The following is a 15,360-nucleotide window of genomic DNA, read 5'->3' on the forward strand; positions in this document are numbered from 1 at the left end:
CGGCGGGGCCCTGGTGGCCCGGGCGGGCCCGGCCGGCCTACCGCCGCCCCGGCTCCCCCGGGTCACCGGGGGCCGCGCCGCCCCCGCACTCGTCCACGGACCAGAACCCGTCCCCCGCCCGGTCGGGGCCCGCCTCCCCATCCTCATCCCAGTCGGGATCCCCGTCCTCATCCCAGTCGAGGTCCTCCTCGTCCCCCGCCCAGTCGGGGTCCTCCTCGTCCTCGTCCCCCGCCCAGTCGGGGTCCTCCTCGTCCTCATCCCAGCCGGGGTCCGCCTCGTCCTCGTCCCAGTCGAGGCCCTCCTGCTCCTCCCCCGCGGCCTCCCCGCCCCCTGTGCCGGGCTCGAAGGGGAGGCTGAGCTGCTCGGCGTCCCGGGCGGCCCGCAGCCGGCGCCGTGCCGCGGCGAGGGCCTCGGCCATCCCGCCGTAGAGCGCCTCGGCCATGTCCACCAGGGCCCGCAGCTCCGGGTCCCCGCCGTCCGGGTGGGCGATGAGCGCGCCGGCCAGGGCGTCGCGCAGCGCGTCGACCTGGTGGAAGGCCACCGGCAGCGCCGGCACCACGCCCTCGGCGCCCTGGATCCGGTAGGAGTGGTCCGGGTCGATGAGGACATCGATGCCCAGGTCCCGGCCGATCCCGCGCAGGAACATCGCCGCCATCGCCGGGGACCGGGAGGTGGCGAACGCCGCATCCACCGCGTCGCCGGAGCACCCCGCGCCGGCGAGGATCTCCCCGCCGGAGTAGTCGAGCTCGTCGAGGGGATTGCCCGCCGGGTGCAGCCGCGGCCGCGGATGACCCACCCGGTCGTGCAGCCCGGTGACCACCTGCGGGTGGCCGGGGAGATGCGAGCACACGGTGCCCCAGCCGATCACCATCGTCCGGGGGGTGAGCCCCTCGAAGGAGCCGGGGAAGTGCAGCACCGCGGGCCGCCCGTCGAGGTCCACCACGGCCTCCAGCCGGCTGCGCGCCTCCTCCTCCGCGGTGGACCACTCCTGGCCGGGCCCGGTGAGCTCGGTGGGCGCCCGGCGGATCTCGCCGATCCGCAGGCACAGCGGCACCCGCATCCCGTAGTGGTAGGCCGGGGCCTCCGCCAGGGCCCGCCCGAGGTCCTCGCGCACCCGCTCGGCGAAGTCCGCCGGCAGGTGCTCCGGGTGGTGCCCCGGCGGCGCCTCCCCGGCGAGGATCGCCTCGGCGGCCTCCCGGGCGTGGTCGGCGGCGTGCCCGCGCAGCTGCCCCCGGGCCCGTTCCGCGTACTCGGCGAAGGAGTCGACGTCCACCCCCGCCAGCGCCTCGGGGTACTCCGCCGGGGCGAGCAGCACATCATCGGCGGTGATGTGCAGCCGGCCGTCGGCGGCGTTGACGTAGGCGCCCCACCGGGCCCCGGGGAAGCTCAACGCCAGGCCGATGCCGTCCTCGCCCTCCCGGGACAGCCCGGTGCAGGGCGCGCCGTCGGCGCGCCGGTAGCGCTCCACCCGCCAGCGGGCGGTCGGCGCCGCCCGGCCGATCGCGTACACCGGGTCGAGGTCCTCCAGCAGCGGGATGCCCAGGCATTCGGACGGGTCGGCCTCCACGATCGCGTGGTCCCCGAAGAAGCCCGCCACGGATGGGCCGTAGGACTCCATGGAGTTGACGTCGTCGAGGTCGTCGAAGTGCAGCGGCTCCCCGCCCCGCCGGCGCAGGCCCCCGGTGATGAGCGCCGCGCCGCGCACCCAGCCGCCCACCGGGTAGCCCTCCTCCGCATCCGGCGGCGGGGCGCAGGCGTCGACGGTCACCCCGTGCGCCAGGCGCAGCCGCAGCTGGTGGAAGCTCCGGCCGGTGTGCATGTTGATCTGGCGCCGGGACTCCAGGATCCGGCCGGTGACGGCCGCCCCCTGCGGGTGCCGGGGCAGCTGCCCGGGGACCCAGGGATCCCCGGCGGCGGCGTTGCCGGCGGCGGTGCGCACCGCGAGGTCATCGCGGAACAGGACGGTGAAGCGCAGCCGGCCGAGCACCCGCTCGACGCGCTCGGATTCCAGGAAGTCGAAGATCTGGCGCACCGTGCACCGGGTATCGAGATGGCGGAGATCGTCCTCCAGCACCGGCATCGTCCGGAAGGCCCCCTCCGGGGACTCCGGCTCCATCCCGCCGCGGGCGGCGAGATCGCCCAGGGTGAGCCAGGCGACGGAGCAGGCCCCGTCCACCGGGCGGGCGAGCCCGGCGCGCACCGGGGCGGAGCCGGCGTCGAAGCCGATCCGGGCCCGTCCCGGGCCGAAGGAGGCGATCGCCCCGGAGGGGTCCTGGTAGCGCAGCACCGGCGCGGTGCCCGCGCCCTCGGCGAGCACCGCCTCCGGCACCAGCGGCGCGCCGGCGGCGGCGAAGGACCCGGCCATCGTCTCGGCGTCCACCGGGTGGAAGTCGAAGCCCACCGACGCCTGGTACATCGCGGTGTCGTCCCAGTCGCCCATGGCGGTCACCCTTCTCCTCGTGCTGCGTGCGGGCCCCGCAGTCTACGGCGCCACCGGATGCCGCACACGGAAAACGGCGAACGGATGTTCGTGACCCGGGGCGGCCCGTCCGGGGACGGGCGGGCCCCCGCCGGCGGATGCGCGCGGCGGGACCCGGGGGATCCGGGGCGGCGGTACCGGCACCCGAGGCCCCACCCCCGGAAGCCAACCCCATTCGGTCCTTCCGGGGGCGGCCGTCGGGCCGCTGCGGGATGATGACGGCCCGTCCGCGGGCAACAATCCCGCCCGAGGACCGGCCCCCGGACGGCTCGTCACCGGAGGAAAAACGACCCCGTTACGTGACGGGGGAACACCAGGAAGGTACGGTATGGGCCATGAACAGGACGAACGCGATAACCCGGGGCGCCGGCCGGATGACACTGGCCACCTCCCCGCGGATCCGCGACATCGCGGAAACGGCGCACCGGCGCAACCGGACCCGGACCCAGCGGTCGTTCCAGAAGGTGGGGGACTCGATCCGCGTCGAGATCACCCGACGCTCCCAGGGCTGAACCACTCCCAAATCCGGTGGGAGGGCCCCATCCCCCCACCGGGTCTCCTCAAGGGATTCGACGACATCGTGCCCGGCGGTGCCGCACGCATCCTCGATGATGCGCATGAGAACGAGGTCCTCGACCGCGAAGTGACCCGGAAGTCCCTGTCCACGACCATCGGGCTGGAAATAGCGGGATTCATCGTGGCGGCGATCATCACCGCGACCTGCCTCATCCTCGCCTTCCAGAGCCTGCGGCTCTTCGAACCCCCCGAATCCATCGCCGGAACCGTCGTTTTCGGGCTCGGCGGCGCCACGCCCATCGTCCTCGGGTTCCTCCGTTACCGGCGATCCCCGGATCACGACGACCCGCCATGGCCGCTCGGGGGGCAACCGGAAGCGTGACGCCCCCGAGCGACGCACCGCCGATCCGGGCGTCCCGGTCGACTCGCCGTCCGGGTTCGCCCGCGCCTGTCGCCCGGGTCGGGCACCGGGCGTCGTGCCGCGGGCCCGGTGCGGTGCCGGCCGAGTGGGCGGTCCCGGTGGGCGGATAGACGGGGCCCCCGCCGGCGGGTGCGCGGCGGGGGCCCCGGGTGGTGCGGTGCGGGTGCGTCCCCGGGCTACTTCAGCTCCTTGGAGGACAGCCCCAGGGTGCGGCGGGCGACGACCAGCTGCTGGATCTGCTGGGTGCCCTCGAAGATGTCCAGGATCTTCGAGTCGCGGGACCACTTCTCCAGCAGGTTGCGCTCGGAGTAGCCGTAGGTGCCGCACAGCTCCACGGCCTTGAGGGTGATCTCCACCCCGGCGCGGCCGGCCTTGGCCTTGCACACGGAGGCCTCGACGGTGTTCGGCATCTTGTTGTCGGCCATCCACGCCGCGCGCAGGGCGAGCAGGTAGGCGGCCTCCCAGTCGGCCTCCAGGCGGACGTACTCCGCGGCGGCGGCGGACTGCGCGTAGGCGGGGGCGTCGTAGTTGATGACCACGCCGGCCTCCTCCAGGATGCGGCGCAGCTCCTCCAGGGCGGCCCGGGCGCAGCCGATGGCCATCCCGGCGACCAGCGGGCGGGTGTTGTCGAAGGTGGCCATGGCGCCGGCGAAGGACTTCTTGACGTCGATCTCCGGGGTGCCCAGCAGGTTCTCCTTCGGCACCCGGGCGTTGTCCAGGCGCAGCACCGCGGTGTCCGAGGCGCGGATGCCCAGCTTGTGCTCCAGGCGCTCCACGGTGAACCCGGGGGTGCCCTTCTTCACCAGGAAGGACTTGATGGCGGCGCGGCCCTTGGACTTGTCCAGGGTGGCCCAGACCACCACGGAGTCGGCGCGCTCGCCGGCGGTGACGAAGATCTTCTCCCCGTTGAGCACGTACTCGTCGCCGTCGAGCTTGGCGGTGGTGGACACCGCCGAGGAGTCGGAGCCGAAGGAGGGCTCGGTGATGGCCATCGCGGCCCAGGTCTTGCCGAAGCGCTCCAGCTGCTCATCGGTGGCCACCGCGGCGATCGCGGAGTTGCCCAGGCCCTGGTAGGGCATGGACAGGGTCATGGCGACATCGCCCCAGCAGGTCTCGATGACGTTGAGCAGGCTGGCCATGTTGCCGCCGTTGCGGATGCCCTCCTGCTTCTTCTTCTCGTCGCCGCGGCCGCCCTTGGCCCCGGAGAAGGCCTTGCCGCCGTCGGCCATGCCCTCCATCATCGAGGCGAGGGTGTCGAGTTCGCGGGGGTACTCGTGCTCGGCGAGGTCGTACTTGCGGGAGATGGGCCGGAAGATCTCGGCGGCGGCCTGATGGGCCTGGTTGGCGCCCGCCTTGAGGAACTTCGGCAGTTCGAGGTTGATCATGTTCTTGGTCCTCTTCGTGGGTTCTCGTAGGCGGGGGTTACAGGACGACGACGCCCTCGGCGACGCCGATGGCGCGGAGATCCCGGTACCAGCGCTCCACCGGGTGCTCCTTGGTGTAGCCGTGGCCGCCGAGCAGCTGCACGCCGTCGGAGCCGATCTTCATGCCCTTCTCCGCGGCGAAGCGCTTGGCCAGGCCGGCCTCGCGGGCGAAGCCCAGGCCCTGGTCGGCGCGGGAGCAGCCGCGGAGGGTGATCATGCGCAGGCCGTCGAGCTCGATCTTGATGTCGGCGACCATGAAGGCCACCGCCTGGCGGTGCGAGATCGGCTCGCCGAAGGCCTCGCGCTCGTTGACGTAGGGGATGACGTAGTCGAGCACCGCCTGGGCGGTGCCGCAGGCCAGGGCGGCCCAGCCGAGCCGGGAGCGGCGCACGATGTCCCGGTAGGCCTCGGTGGCGTCCTCCCCGGAGTCGCCGTCGACGGCGCCGGCGCCGCCGAGGATGTTCGACGCGGGCACCCGGACGTCCTTGAGCACCAGCCGGCCCAGCGCGGCGCCGCGCAGGCCCATGGAGGGATCCGCCTCGACGTGCAGGCCCTCGGTGTCGGATTCGACGATGACCAGCACCGGCTTGCCGTCGAGCTGCACGCCGACGATGAAGAGCTCCGCGGCGCCGGCGTTGGGCACCAGGGACTTCACCCCGTCGAGGACGAGCTCGTCGCCCTCGCGGCGGGCGGTGGCCTCCGGGGTCAGCGCGTCGAACAGGGGCCGCGGCTCGGCGATGACCACCGCGGCGGCGGGCACGTCCTCCCCGGCGAAGGCCGGCAGGTAGGTCTTCTGCTGCTCATCGGAGCCGTAGGCGGTGAGCGCGGCGGCGACGCCGGCCGGGGCCAGGGTGGCCACCGCCAGGCCCATGTCGCCGTGCGCCAGGGCCTCGGCGACGAGGGCGTTGGTGGTGACGTCGGCTCCGGTGGCGATGCCCTCGAAGGCCTCGGGGACGTTGATCAGGGTGACGCCGAGCTCGGCGGCCTCGGCGGCGAGGGTCTCCGGGGGCGCGGCCTTGGCGTCGCATTCGGCGGCGACCTCACGCAGCCGGGACCCGGCGAACTCCTTCACCGTGTCCACGATCATCTGCTGATCCTCGGAGGGGGTGAGGGAGAACATCTGCTTCTGCTTGGCCTCGAAGGCGGCCTGCGCCTCGGCGGCGGGGCGCTCCGGCTTATCGCCGCCCCGGACCTTCTTGAACTGCCGGTTCGCCGCGCCGAGGGTCTTGAACCCCGACTTGGTGGACTGGTAGAGGACGCGATCGATCTTCGGCTGCAGGTCATGCTTCACCGCGAAGTCGGATCCCGTCAGGGAGGTCAGGAACCGCATGGCGGCGCCGATGGCGTCGCGCCCGGGATTGTTGCGCCCGACCGTGGAGTCCTCGCGATTGCTCTTGTCGCTCATGGGGGGTCATGGCCTTTCCGTCAGAACTGTTACCCGGATAACCATAAACATATGACGTGACGCGTGTCACGCTAGCGCCCGGATCGGCGCATGCGCGCAGGACACCGGGGGTGGAAAACGCCCAGGGCACCCCCGTTCGCCGGTGCGGCGCCGGCGCCGGCCGGCCGGTGCGGGGGAGTGTTCCCGTGGGGCCCGCCGCGGCCGCGCCCTGGCGTCGGCGGCATGAGCACCGCACCTGATCGACGCATCCGACGACCGCCGCGGACCGCGGCCCCGGCCGTGGCGGCCGCCGCGACGGCCGCGGCCCTCGCCGCCTGCGGTTCGGCCGATCCCCCGGACGACGAGGGCTTCTACGCGCTGAGCCTGGACTACTACAACGCGAAGGCCACCGGCGACGTCGATGCCCTGCTGGAACTGACCTGCGAGGACTCCGCGCTGCACGTGGAGTACGCCCGGCACGGCGCCGAACCCCGGGAGAACGCGGACCCCCACGGCTCCTTCGCCGAACGCGGCGGGGTGCGGCACACCACCGTCGACGGGGATCCGGAGGGCGCCTTCGTGGTCTTCGGCCGGGTCCGCGCCGACGGTCCCCAGCTGGGCTTCGAATGGCGCCGGGTGGCGCCGGATTCCGGCGAGTACTGCCTGCGGAACTACGAGTGGGACTACTACGAGGGCTTCTACTGAGCCGGACCCGCCGCGGCGGGCCCGGGCCGGTTCAGGAGTCGCGTTCGGGCTTCACCGTGGGGAAGAGCACCGTCTCCCGGATGCCCAGGCCGGTGAAGGCCATGAGCAGCCGGTCGATGCCCATGCCGACCCCGGTGGTCGGCGGCATGCCCTGCTCCATGGCGTGCAGGAAGTCCTCGTCGAGGACCATCGCCTCCTCGTCGCCGCCGGCGGCCAGGCGGGCCTGGTCGGCGAAGCGCTCCCGCTGCACCACCGGGTCCACCAGCTCGGAGTAGCCGGTGGCCAGCTCGAAGCCGCGCACGTAGAGATCCCACTTCTCGGTCACCCCGGGCTTGTCCCGGTGCTGCCGGGTCAGCGGGGAGGTCTCCACGGGGAAGTCCCGGACGAACACCGGGCCGTGCAGCCGATCGGCGCACAGGTGCTCCCACAGCTCCTCGACGAGCTTGCCGTGGCCCCAGCCGCCGTCGGCGGGCACGGCCAGGCCGACCCGGTCGGCCAGCGCCCTCAGCTCGGCGACGGTGGAGTCGATGGTGACCGCCGCCTCCCCGGGGTGCTTGGCGGCGAGCGCCTCGTTGAGCGAGGGGTACATCTCCAGCTGCGGCCACTCGCCGCCGAAGTCGTATTCGGCGCCGTCGGCCAGGGTCACCGTGGTGGAGCCGAAGACCTCCTCGCAGACCTCCTGGATCACCTCGCGCACGGTGCGCGCGGAATCGTCGTAGGTGCCGTAGGCCTGGTAGTACTCCAGCATCGCGAACTCGGGGCTGTGGGAGGAGTCGATGCCCTCGTTGCGGAAGTTGCGGTTGATCTCGAAGACCCGCTCCAGGCCGCCGACCACGCACCGCTTGAGGTACAGCTCGGGGGCGATCCGCAGGTACAGGTCCAGGTCGAGGGCGTTGGAGCGGGTGACGAAGGGCCGGGCGGCGGCCCCGCCGTGCAGGGTCTGCAGCATCGGCGTCTCCACCTCGAGGAAGCCGCGGCGCTCCAGGGCGTGCCGCAGCGCCCGGATCACCTTGATCCGGGTCAGCGCGGTGCGCCGGGCCGCCGGGCGCATGATGAGGTCGGTGTAGCGGTGCCGCACCCGGGTGTCCTCGCTCATCTCCTTGTGCGCCACCGGCAGCGGGCGCAGCGCCTTGGCGGCCATGGCCCATGCGGTGGCCATCACGGACAGCTCCCCGCGCCGGGAGGAGATCACCCGGCCGGTGACGGTGATGAAGTCGCCGAGGTCGACGTCCGCCTTGAAGTCCGCGAGCCGCCCCTCGCCGACCTCCCGGAGGCTGAGCATCGCCTGCAGCTGGGTGCCGTCGCCCTCCTGCAGGGTGGCGAAGCAGAGCTTGCCGGTGGTGCGCACGAAGATCACCCGGCCCACCACGGTGACCACGTCGTCGGTCTCCTGGCCCGCCTCGAGGCTCCCCCAGCCGGCGCGCACCTCGGCGAGGGTGTGCGTGCGCGGCACCGCCACCGGGTAGGGGTCGGTGCCCTCGGCGAGCAGCCGGTCGCGCTTGGCGCGGCGCACCTTCAGCTGCTCGGGCAGATCATCGGCGGCGGGGTTCTGGGCGGGGTTCGTCTGCTCGGTCACGGCTGTCAAGGGTAGCCCACGGCCCGCGGCCCGGCGGTGGCGTGCCGGGGCCCGGCGCGGGGCCGTGCGCTGGGCCACGGGTGAACGGCGCGCAACCTGCGTAGCGTGTGGGCATGCGGAGCTTCTTCGATGACACCGGGACCGTCTTCGATCTGGGCCTGGCCGGCCTCGTGGCCGGCCGGGAGGACATCCACCGGGATCCGGGCGGGTTCCTCGCCCTCGACGATCCCGGTCCCGGGGTGGCGGTGCTCTCCGGCGGCGGCAGCGGCCATGAGCCGCTGCACGCCGGGTTCCTCGGCCGCGGGATGCTCGCCGCGGTATGCCCCGGCCGGGTGTTCACCTCCCCCAACGCCCGCCAGATCCTCGCCGCCACCCGGGCCGTGGACCGGGGCGCCGGGGTGCTGCACGTGGTGAAGAACTACACGGGGGACGTGATGAACTTCGGGGTGGCCGCCCGGCTCGCCGCCGCGGAGGGGATCCGGGTGGAGACGGTGCTGGTCGCCGATGACCTGGCCACCTCCCTCGGCGACTCCGGCGGGGAGGGTTCCGGACCGGGCCGCCGCGGCACCGCGGCGACGATCCTGGTGGAGAAGGCCTGCGGGGCGGCGGCCGCCCGCGGCGCGGATCTCGACGAGGTGGCGCGGGTGGGCCGCCGGGTCGCCGCCGGCGCGGCCTCCCTGGCGGTCTCCGTCGGCGGGGCCGGGGTGCCCGGCGGGGCGGGGTCGCTGGGGCTCGGCGCCGACGAGGTCGAATTCGGCGTGGGCATCCACGGGGAACGCGGCGTGGAGCGCCGGAACCGGCGCGATATCCGGGAGGCGGTGGCCGACATGGTCGCCGCGGCCCATGCCGCGGCGGGCTGCCCCGATCGGTGCCTGCTCCTGGTCAACGGCCTCGGCGGGCTCGCCGGCCTGGAGCTCTCCGCGATCCTGGGCCTGGCCGCGGGGGCCCTGGCCGACCGCGGCGCGCGGGTGGCGCGCACCATGTGCGGCGATTTCGTCACCGCCTGGGCGATGCCCGGGTTCTCGGTGACCGTGCTGGGCGTGGACGATGAGCTGCTGGGGCTGCTCGACGAGCCCACCACCGCGCCCGGCTGGGCGGCCCCGGCCCGCTGGCGCGGGGCGGCCGCCCCGGCCGCGGACGGGGACCCCGCCCCGGCGCGGGCCCGGGGCCCGGTCCAGGCCGAGCTCACCGCATGGCGGGATCGGGTGCTCGCGGCCCGCGATGAGCTCACCGAACTCGACCGCAGGGCCGGCGACGGCGATTTCGGGGACAACATGGCCGCCGCGCTGGGCGCCGTGCCCTCGCCGCTGCGCGGTGATCTGGCCGGGGCGCTGGGCGCCCTCGGCGAGTCCTACCTGGTGCACGCCGGGGGCACCTCCGGGGCGGTGTTCGGCCTGTTCCTGTCCACGATGGCCGCCCGCGCCGGGGCGGCGGCGGGCCCGGCGGAGGCGGATCTGGCGGCGCTGGCCCGCGCCGGCCTGGACGCGGTCGTCGATCTCGGCGGCGCCCGGGTGGGCGACGGCACCGTGGTCGACGCGATCGAGCCGGCGGTGCGCGCCCTGGAGGAGGGCGCGGCTCCGGCGGCCGCGGCGGAGGCGGCCCGCGCGGGCGCCGCGGCGACCGCCGACCTCGTCGCCGGCAAGGGCCGGGCCAGCTACGTCGGGGAGGCCGCCCGCGGCGTGCTGGATCCCGGCGCGCTGGTCATGGCGTGGTTCTTCGAGGAGCTCGCCGGCTAGGCCGGCGGCCGCGCCCCGGCGCCCGCCGCGGGGGCTAACGGGGCTCGACGCTGAACAGCTCCCCGGGGGTGCAGTCCAGGGCGTCGCAGAGCGCGGTGAGGGTGGAGAAGCGCACCGCCCGGGCCCGGTCGTTCTTCAGCACGGAGAGGTTCACCGTGCTGACCCCGACCAGCTCGGACAGGGCCCGCAGGGTGAGGTCCCGCTCCGCCAGCAGCCGGTCCAGGTGGCAGCGGACCCGGTGGCCCTCCTCCGGGGATGCCGGGGGCGCCATCAGATGAGCCCCTCGGTGTCGCGCTCCAGCGCCCCCGCCCGGCGCAGCGCCACGCTGACCAGGGACAGCGTCATCACCGCGACATAGCAGGCGATGAAGGCGCCGGGCTCCATGGACCGCCCGGGCGGCTCGTCCAGGCCGAGATCGCGGGCCACCATGCCGGCGCCGAGCATGCCGAGGACCCCGGGGGCGACGAGGTACAGCAGCAGCGTCCAGCTCAGTGCGGTGAGCCACCGGTGGCACCCCAGGGTGAAGAACCCGCCGCGCAGGAAGACCCGGGTCAGCCCGGCCGCGCAGAGGATGAGCGCGGCGAGGATGGCCACCGCCGCCCAGTGCGCGGTCCACAGCACCGTGGCGGTGGAGTCGGCGATGAGCGCCCGGTCCACCATCCGGCCCCCGTCGAGCAGGGCCTGCGCGGGCGTCGTGCCGGCCCGGGCGGGGACGCCGCGGCCGTCGAGGAGGGGGCCGGCGGCGTAGTTGAGCAGCAGCAGCACCGCCAGGACCAGGGCGATGGCCGTGGCGGTGAGGTCCCGGCGCTCCTTGCGCGGGGATCGGGGGGTGGGGTAGCGGCGGTCCGCGACGGTGCCCGGGCCGGTGTGCTCGTCGTGCATGACGGTCTCCTCGGAGTCGGCGTGCGGGATATCGATTCCCGATACCCCATCGATTATCGTCATGCTAGTGCGTAACCCCCCGGTGCGCAACGACTGTCGTTATGCCGCCTCCACGCCTCCCCCGGGGACGACGGCACCCGCCGTCCGGGCGGGCGGCGGGTGCGGGCGGGGCCGGTGGCGGCTACTCGGGCCGGCGCGGATCGCGCAGCCCGGAGTCGGCGGGCACGTCCGCCGGATCCCCGCCGGACTCCAGGATCCGGTTCTCCGCGTCGACGAAGATCACCCGGGGGCGGCGCTGCCGCGCCTCGGCCTCGTCCATCAGCCCGTAGCCGATGATGATCACCAGATCCCCGGGGCTGATCAGCCGGGCGGCGGCGCCGTTGATGGAGATGATCCCGCTGCCGCGCTCCCCCGTGATGCAGTAGGTGGTCAGCCGGTTGCCGTTGTCGATGTCCACGATGTCCACGGCCTCGCCCTCGAGCAGGTCCGCGGCCTCCATGAGATCGGCGTCGATGGTGCACGAGCCCACGTAGTGCAGATCCGCCTGGGTCACCGTGGCCCGGTGGATCTTGGATTTCAGCATGGTGCGGTGCATCAGGACCGCCCCCCTTCGTCATCCTCGCCGGCGCCCGCGGCGCCGGTCCCGTCATCGTCCCCGCCGCCCGGGCCCGCGGCCGCCGCGCCGGCGAACCCGGCCCCGGCGAGCCGGCCCTCGGCGGCGAGCCGCTCCTCGCGCACCCGGCGCACCTCGGCGCGCAGCCGGCGCAGCTCGGCGAGCTCCGCCGCGCTCAGCGGCGCGTCGTCCACCCCGGCGGCGGTGAGCGCCGCCTGCGCGATCTCGCGCTCCCGGCGCTCCGATTCATCGCCGAGCAGCACCCCGACATTGTCCAGCAGCCGGGTGCCGCCGACCCGGGCGGCGACCAGCAGCCGCGCCTCGGTCGCGTCCTCGGCGAGCTCCCCGAGCCGCGGATCCCGCAGCTCCAGGTAGTCCACCGACACCTCCGGGCGGGACTCCAGCACCGCCCGGGCGGCCGCCAGCACCGCCGCCGGGCCGCGGTCGCCGGCATGCGCCCCGGCGGTGAGCGCCGCGGACAGGGTCACCGCCGCCTCCCGGTCGGCGGCGCCGAGGTAGCGGTTGCGCGAGCTCATCGCCAGCCCGTCGGCCTCCCGGATCACCGGCACCGCATGCAGCCGCACCTCCAGGTCGAGGTCGGTGACCATCTGCTGCATGAGCACCAGCTGCTGGTAGTCCTTCTCCCCGAAGATCGCGTCGGTGCAGTGCGTGATCTGGAACAGCTTGGCCACCACGGTCAGCGCCCCGTCGAAGTGCCCGGGCCGGGCGGCGCCCTCCAGCTCCCCGGCCAGCGGCCCGGCGGAGACGGTGGTGCGGAACCCGTGCGGGTACATCATCGCCGCATCCGGGGTGAACACCAGCTCCACGCCCTCGCCGCGCAGTTTGGCGATGTCCGCCTCCAGATCCCGCGGGTAGGCGGAGAAGTCCTCGCCCTCGCCGAACTGCAGCGGGTTGACGAAGATGGAGGCCACCACCACCGCGCGCGGCAGGGTGCGGGCGGCGCGGACCAGCTCCAGGTGGCCCTCGTGCAGGGCGCCCATGGTGGGCACCAGCACCACCGGGCGCCCGGTGGCGCGCAGCGCGCGGGTCACCCGCGCGATGGACTCCACCGAGTCGTGCACCGTCGTCTCGCCTGCGGCGTATCCGCTCACCGGCAGCCTCCGAACCTCTCCTCGCCTGCGGGCCCGGCGGGCCCATGTGCCTGATACACCGTACTCGGCGCACCACGGCTCGCCTAGCCGGGGCGGCGCCCGGCGGGGGCGGCGCCGCGGTGCCGTACCCGGGGCCGGCCCCGCCTCAGCGCCCCTCGGCGTCGAGCAGCCGGAGCACCTCCGGGCAGCCCCGCAGCTGCGCGATCCGGCGGGCCAGGGTGGCGTAGCCCGGGGCCGCCCCGGGCACCGCCCGCTCCAGTTCGCGCAGGTGCGCGGCCACCGCGGCGGCGTCATCGCGGGCGGCCGGCCCGGTGAGCGCGGAGTCTCCGTAGCGCAGCACGTTGTCCAGGCTGGCGGAGAGCAGCGGGGCCAGCAAGTCCACCGCCGGGCCCCGGTCGCCGACCGCCTCGGCGAGGATCCGCACCGCGTCGCCGACCACCGCGCCCAGGTGGTTGGCGCCATGCGCCATCGCCGCGTGGTACAGCGTCCGGGAGCGCTCCGGGATGAGCACGGCCCGGCCGCCGAGTTCGCCGATCAGCAGTTCCGCGACGGTGCGGGAGAGGTCGTCGCCGACGGTGACCCCCCAGTGGCAGCCGGCCAGCCGGTCCACGTCCGCGGCCACCCCGGCGAAGGTCATCGCGGGATGCGCGGCGATGGTCATCGCCCCGGTCAGCGCCACCGGATCGAGCACCGCCCGACCCAGCGCCCCGGCGACGTGCACCACGATCCGGCCGGGGCCGACGTGCCGGGCGACCTCCTCGGCGACCGCCGGCAGCGCCGGGTCGGGCACCGCGAGCAGGATGAGCTCGGCATGGCCGGCGACGTCGGCGATATCGCCCACCCGGGCGCCGGGCAGGCGCAGCCGGGCGCGGGTGGCGGAGGCCGCCGAGGGGGCGACCACGGCGCGCACCCGGTGCCCGACGCGCTCCAGGGCGGCGCCGACGGCCACGCCCACCGCGCCGGCGGAGATGACGCCGACGCTCAGGCGCGGCGCAGCCACCGGCTAGGAGTCCTTCCGCTCGCGCATCTGGGCGAGCAGCTCGGCGACGGTGAGCCCGTCGGCGCGGTCCTCCGCCCGGCGCCGGCCGCGGCGCGGTTCGGCGCGCCCGCCGGAGCCCTCCCCCGCGGCCGGGGCGCCGGTCGCGGCGGCGCCCTCCGGCGCCCGGTGGCTGGGCCGGGAACCCGCCGCGGTCGTCGGCTCCGCCTTCGGCTCCTGCTTCGGCTCGGGCTTCGGCTCCGGCTTGGGCTCGGGCTTCGCCTCGGTCGCGGGCTCCGCGGACCAGCGGGCCCGGGCCGGCTGCTGCGGCTCCTGCCGGCCGGAGGCGAGCCAGGGCTGCCGCGCGGACCCGTCCTCGGGGGCGCGGTGCGCGGCCCGGGGCCGCGCCGCGGCCTCCGTCGGCGGCGCGGTCGTGGCGTCGGCGGCGGGCGTGGCCGCCGCGGCGGGCTCGGCGGCCGGCCGGGTCACCGGGCGGCTCACCGGCCGGGAGCCCGGCCGCGACTGCTCGGGGCCTGCCTCGGCCGGCTCCTCGGCCCGGTGATGCCGGCGGGCGCCGGCGGCCGGGGTCTCGGGGGCCGCCCACTGCGCCGCGGCCGGGTCGGGCCGTCCGGTGGCCGCGGATCCGCCCGGTTCCGCCGGCGTCGCGGGTTCGGCGGACTTGGCGGGTTCGGCGGGCGCCGTGGTCCGCGCGGGCTTCGCCGGCTGCGCGGGGGTGGCGGGGGTTTCACCGGCGCGCGGGGCGGCGTCGTCGACCTCGGGCACGTCCACCGGCTCCTCGCCGCGGGCCGGCCGGGGCCGGGCGGCGGCGCCGAAGCGCGGCGGGGTCTGCTCCGCGGTGACCTGCGCCCGGTGCGCCCGGGCCCGCGGCTCCGGGCGGTCGTGGGCCTGCGGATCCCGCATCGGCGAGGGCTGCGCCGGGGCGTCGAGCTCGCGCAGCCGCTCCGCGCGGGCGCGCAGCGCGATCCGCTCGTCCTCGATGTTCTCCCCGAGCAGCTCGGCGAGGTGCTCGCGCAGCGCGGCGATTTCGGCGCGCAGCTGGGCCAGGGTCTCGTCCCGGCCGGCGTCGAGGGAGTCCAGGTAGTTCTGCTCCAGGATGAGCTCCTGCTCCCGGTGCGTGGCCAGCTCCTTGTCCAGCTCCGCGCGATGCCGCCGCTCCAGCTCATCGCGGCGGCGGCGCTCCCCGGCCAGCTGCCGGCGGTACCGGGTGGTCAGCACCGCGCCGACCACCGCCGCCCACAGCCCGGCGAGCACCGCGATCTTCATCCAGCCGGTGGAGGTGGCGAAGAGCATGATGATGCTCGCCGCCACGGCGAGCACCACCAGGGCGGCCATGAGCAGCAGGCCCACCCGTTCGGCACCCTCGTCCTCGGCGGAGTCGACCTCGGCGGCGGCGTCGGGGTAGTCGTAGCCGTCGTAGCCGTAGTCGTCCTCGCCGGTCCAGTCCGCCTCGGCGGACCCGCCGTAGTCGGCGTCCTCGCCGGCGGCGCTGTCGCGGAACTCGTCGGGGTGCGTCAT

General features: G+C 75.2%; 13 protein-coding genes and 1 pseudogene. 4 read left to right on the forward strand and 10 right to left on the reverse strand.

Annotated features, from left to right (window positions below; translation table 11 throughout):
• Positions 1-37: 37 nt before the first annotated feature.
• Positions 38-2,440: a hypothetical protein gene (locus CSPHI_RS10410; RefSeq protein ID WP_075693078.1), complete on the reverse strand. Its 2,403-nt coding sequence runs from the start codon at positions 2,438-2,440 to the stop codon at positions 38-40.
• A gap of 374 nt (positions 2,441-2,814) precedes the next feature.
• Here CSPHI_RS10410 and CSPHI_RS12100 point away from each other — a divergent pair, with 374 nt between their 5' ends.
• Positions 2,815-2,991 carry a hypothetical protein gene (locus tag CSPHI_RS12100; RefSeq protein WP_157118537.1) on the forward strand — a complete coding sequence of 59 codons (177 nt, stop codon included), beginning with the start codon at positions 2,815-2,817 and terminating at the stop codon, positions 2,989-2,991.
• Between the two features lie 68 nt (positions 2,992-3,059).
• Positions 3,060-3,377, forward strand: a complete 318-nt coding sequence (locus CSPHI_RS10420) for a hypothetical protein (protein ID WP_157118538.1) — start codon at positions 3,060-3,062, stop codon at positions 3,375-3,377.
• A 215-nt stretch (positions 3,378-3,592) separates the two neighbouring features.
• Here the strand turns inward: CSPHI_RS10420 and CSPHI_RS10425 are convergent, their stop codons facing one another.
• Together CSPHI_RS10425 and CSPHI_RS10430 are read right to left on the reverse strand one after the other, a co-directional pair.
• Entirely contained in the window at positions 3,593-4,801 is a 1,209-nt protein-coding gene (locus CSPHI_RS10425) for an acyl-CoA dehydrogenase family protein (protein WP_075693083.1), read from the reverse strand.
• A 37-nt stretch (positions 4,802-4,838) separates the two neighbouring features.
• Positions 4,839-6,245, reverse strand: coding sequence for an acyl-CoA dehydrogenase family protein (locus CSPHI_RS10430; protein WP_075693085.1), 1,407 nt, complete (start codon positions 6,243-6,245; stop codon positions 4,839-4,841).
• A 222-nt stretch (positions 6,246-6,467) separates the two neighbouring features.
• On the opposite strand from CSPHI_RS10430, the gene CSPHI_RS10435 reads away from it, so the two are divergent.
• Positions 6,468-6,929: a hypothetical protein gene (locus CSPHI_RS10435; protein WP_157118539.1), complete on the forward strand. Its 462-nt coding sequence runs from the start codon at positions 6,468-6,470 to the stop codon at positions 6,927-6,929.
• A 31-nt stretch (positions 6,930-6,960) separates the two neighbouring features.
• Here the strand turns inward: CSPHI_RS10435 and lysS are convergent, their stop codons facing one another.
• A complete protein-coding gene (gene lysS, locus CSPHI_RS10440; protein WP_075693089.1) occupies positions 6,961-8,505 on the reverse strand; it encodes a lysine--tRNA ligase in 1,545 nt (514 codons plus the stop codon).
• A 113-nt stretch (positions 8,506-8,618) separates the two neighbouring features.
• Here lysS and CSPHI_RS10445 point away from each other — a divergent pair, with 113 nt between their 5' ends.
• A complete protein-coding gene (locus CSPHI_RS10445) occupies positions 8,619-10,241 on the forward strand; it encodes a dihydroxyacetone kinase subunit DhaK (RefSeq protein WP_075693091.1) in 1,623 nt (540 codons plus the stop codon).
• A gap of 34 nt (positions 10,242-10,275) precedes the next feature.
• Here the strand turns inward: CSPHI_RS10445 and CSPHI_RS10450 are convergent, their stop codons facing one another.
• The 6 genes and pseudogenes from CSPHI_RS10450 to CSPHI_RS12105 all read right to left on the reverse strand — a co-directional run bounded on the left by CSPHI_RS10450 (position 10,276) and on the right by CSPHI_RS12105 (position 15,360).
• Positions 10,276-10,512 carry a helix-turn-helix domain-containing protein gene (locus CSPHI_RS10450; RefSeq protein ID WP_075693093.1) on the reverse strand — a complete coding sequence of 79 codons (237 nt, stop codon included), beginning with the start codon at positions 10,510-10,512 and terminating at the stop codon, positions 10,276-10,278.
• Positions 10,512-11,123: a hypothetical protein gene (locus CSPHI_RS10455; RefSeq protein ID WP_075693095.1), complete on the reverse strand. Its 612-nt coding sequence runs from the start codon at positions 11,121-11,123 to the stop codon at positions 10,512-10,514. The genes CSPHI_RS10450 and CSPHI_RS10455 overlap by 1 nt, the downstream gene beginning before the upstream one ends.
• 181 nt (positions 11,124-11,304) lie before the next feature.
• Complete coding sequence (gene panD, locus CSPHI_RS10460; RefSeq protein WP_075693097.1) at positions 11,305-11,718, reverse strand: aspartate 1-decarboxylase; 414 nt, start codon at positions 11,716-11,718, stop codon at positions 11,305-11,307.
• A gap of 269 nt (positions 11,719-11,987) precedes the next feature.
• A pseudogene (panC, locus tag CSPHI_RS10465) lies at positions 11,988-12,848 on the reverse strand (pantoate--beta-alanine ligase); the annotation flags it as partial.
• Positions 12,849-12,993: 145 nt separating this feature from the next.
• A complete protein-coding gene (locus CSPHI_RS10470) occupies positions 12,994-13,848 on the reverse strand; it encodes a DUF2520 domain-containing protein (RefSeq protein ID WP_075693101.1) in 855 nt (284 codons plus the stop codon).
• Between the two features lie 3 nt (positions 13,849-13,851).
• Positions 13,852-15,360 (reverse strand): DUF6779 domain-containing protein, encoded by a 1,509-nt coding sequence (locus CSPHI_RS12105; protein ID WP_075693103.1) that lies wholly within the window; start codon positions 15,358-15,360, stop codon positions 13,852-13,854.

It is taken from the genome of Corynebacterium sphenisci DSM 44792, assembly GCF_001941505.1.
GTDB lineage: Bacteria > Actinomycetota > Actinomycetes > Mycobacteriales > Mycobacteriaceae > Corynebacterium > Corynebacterium sphenisci.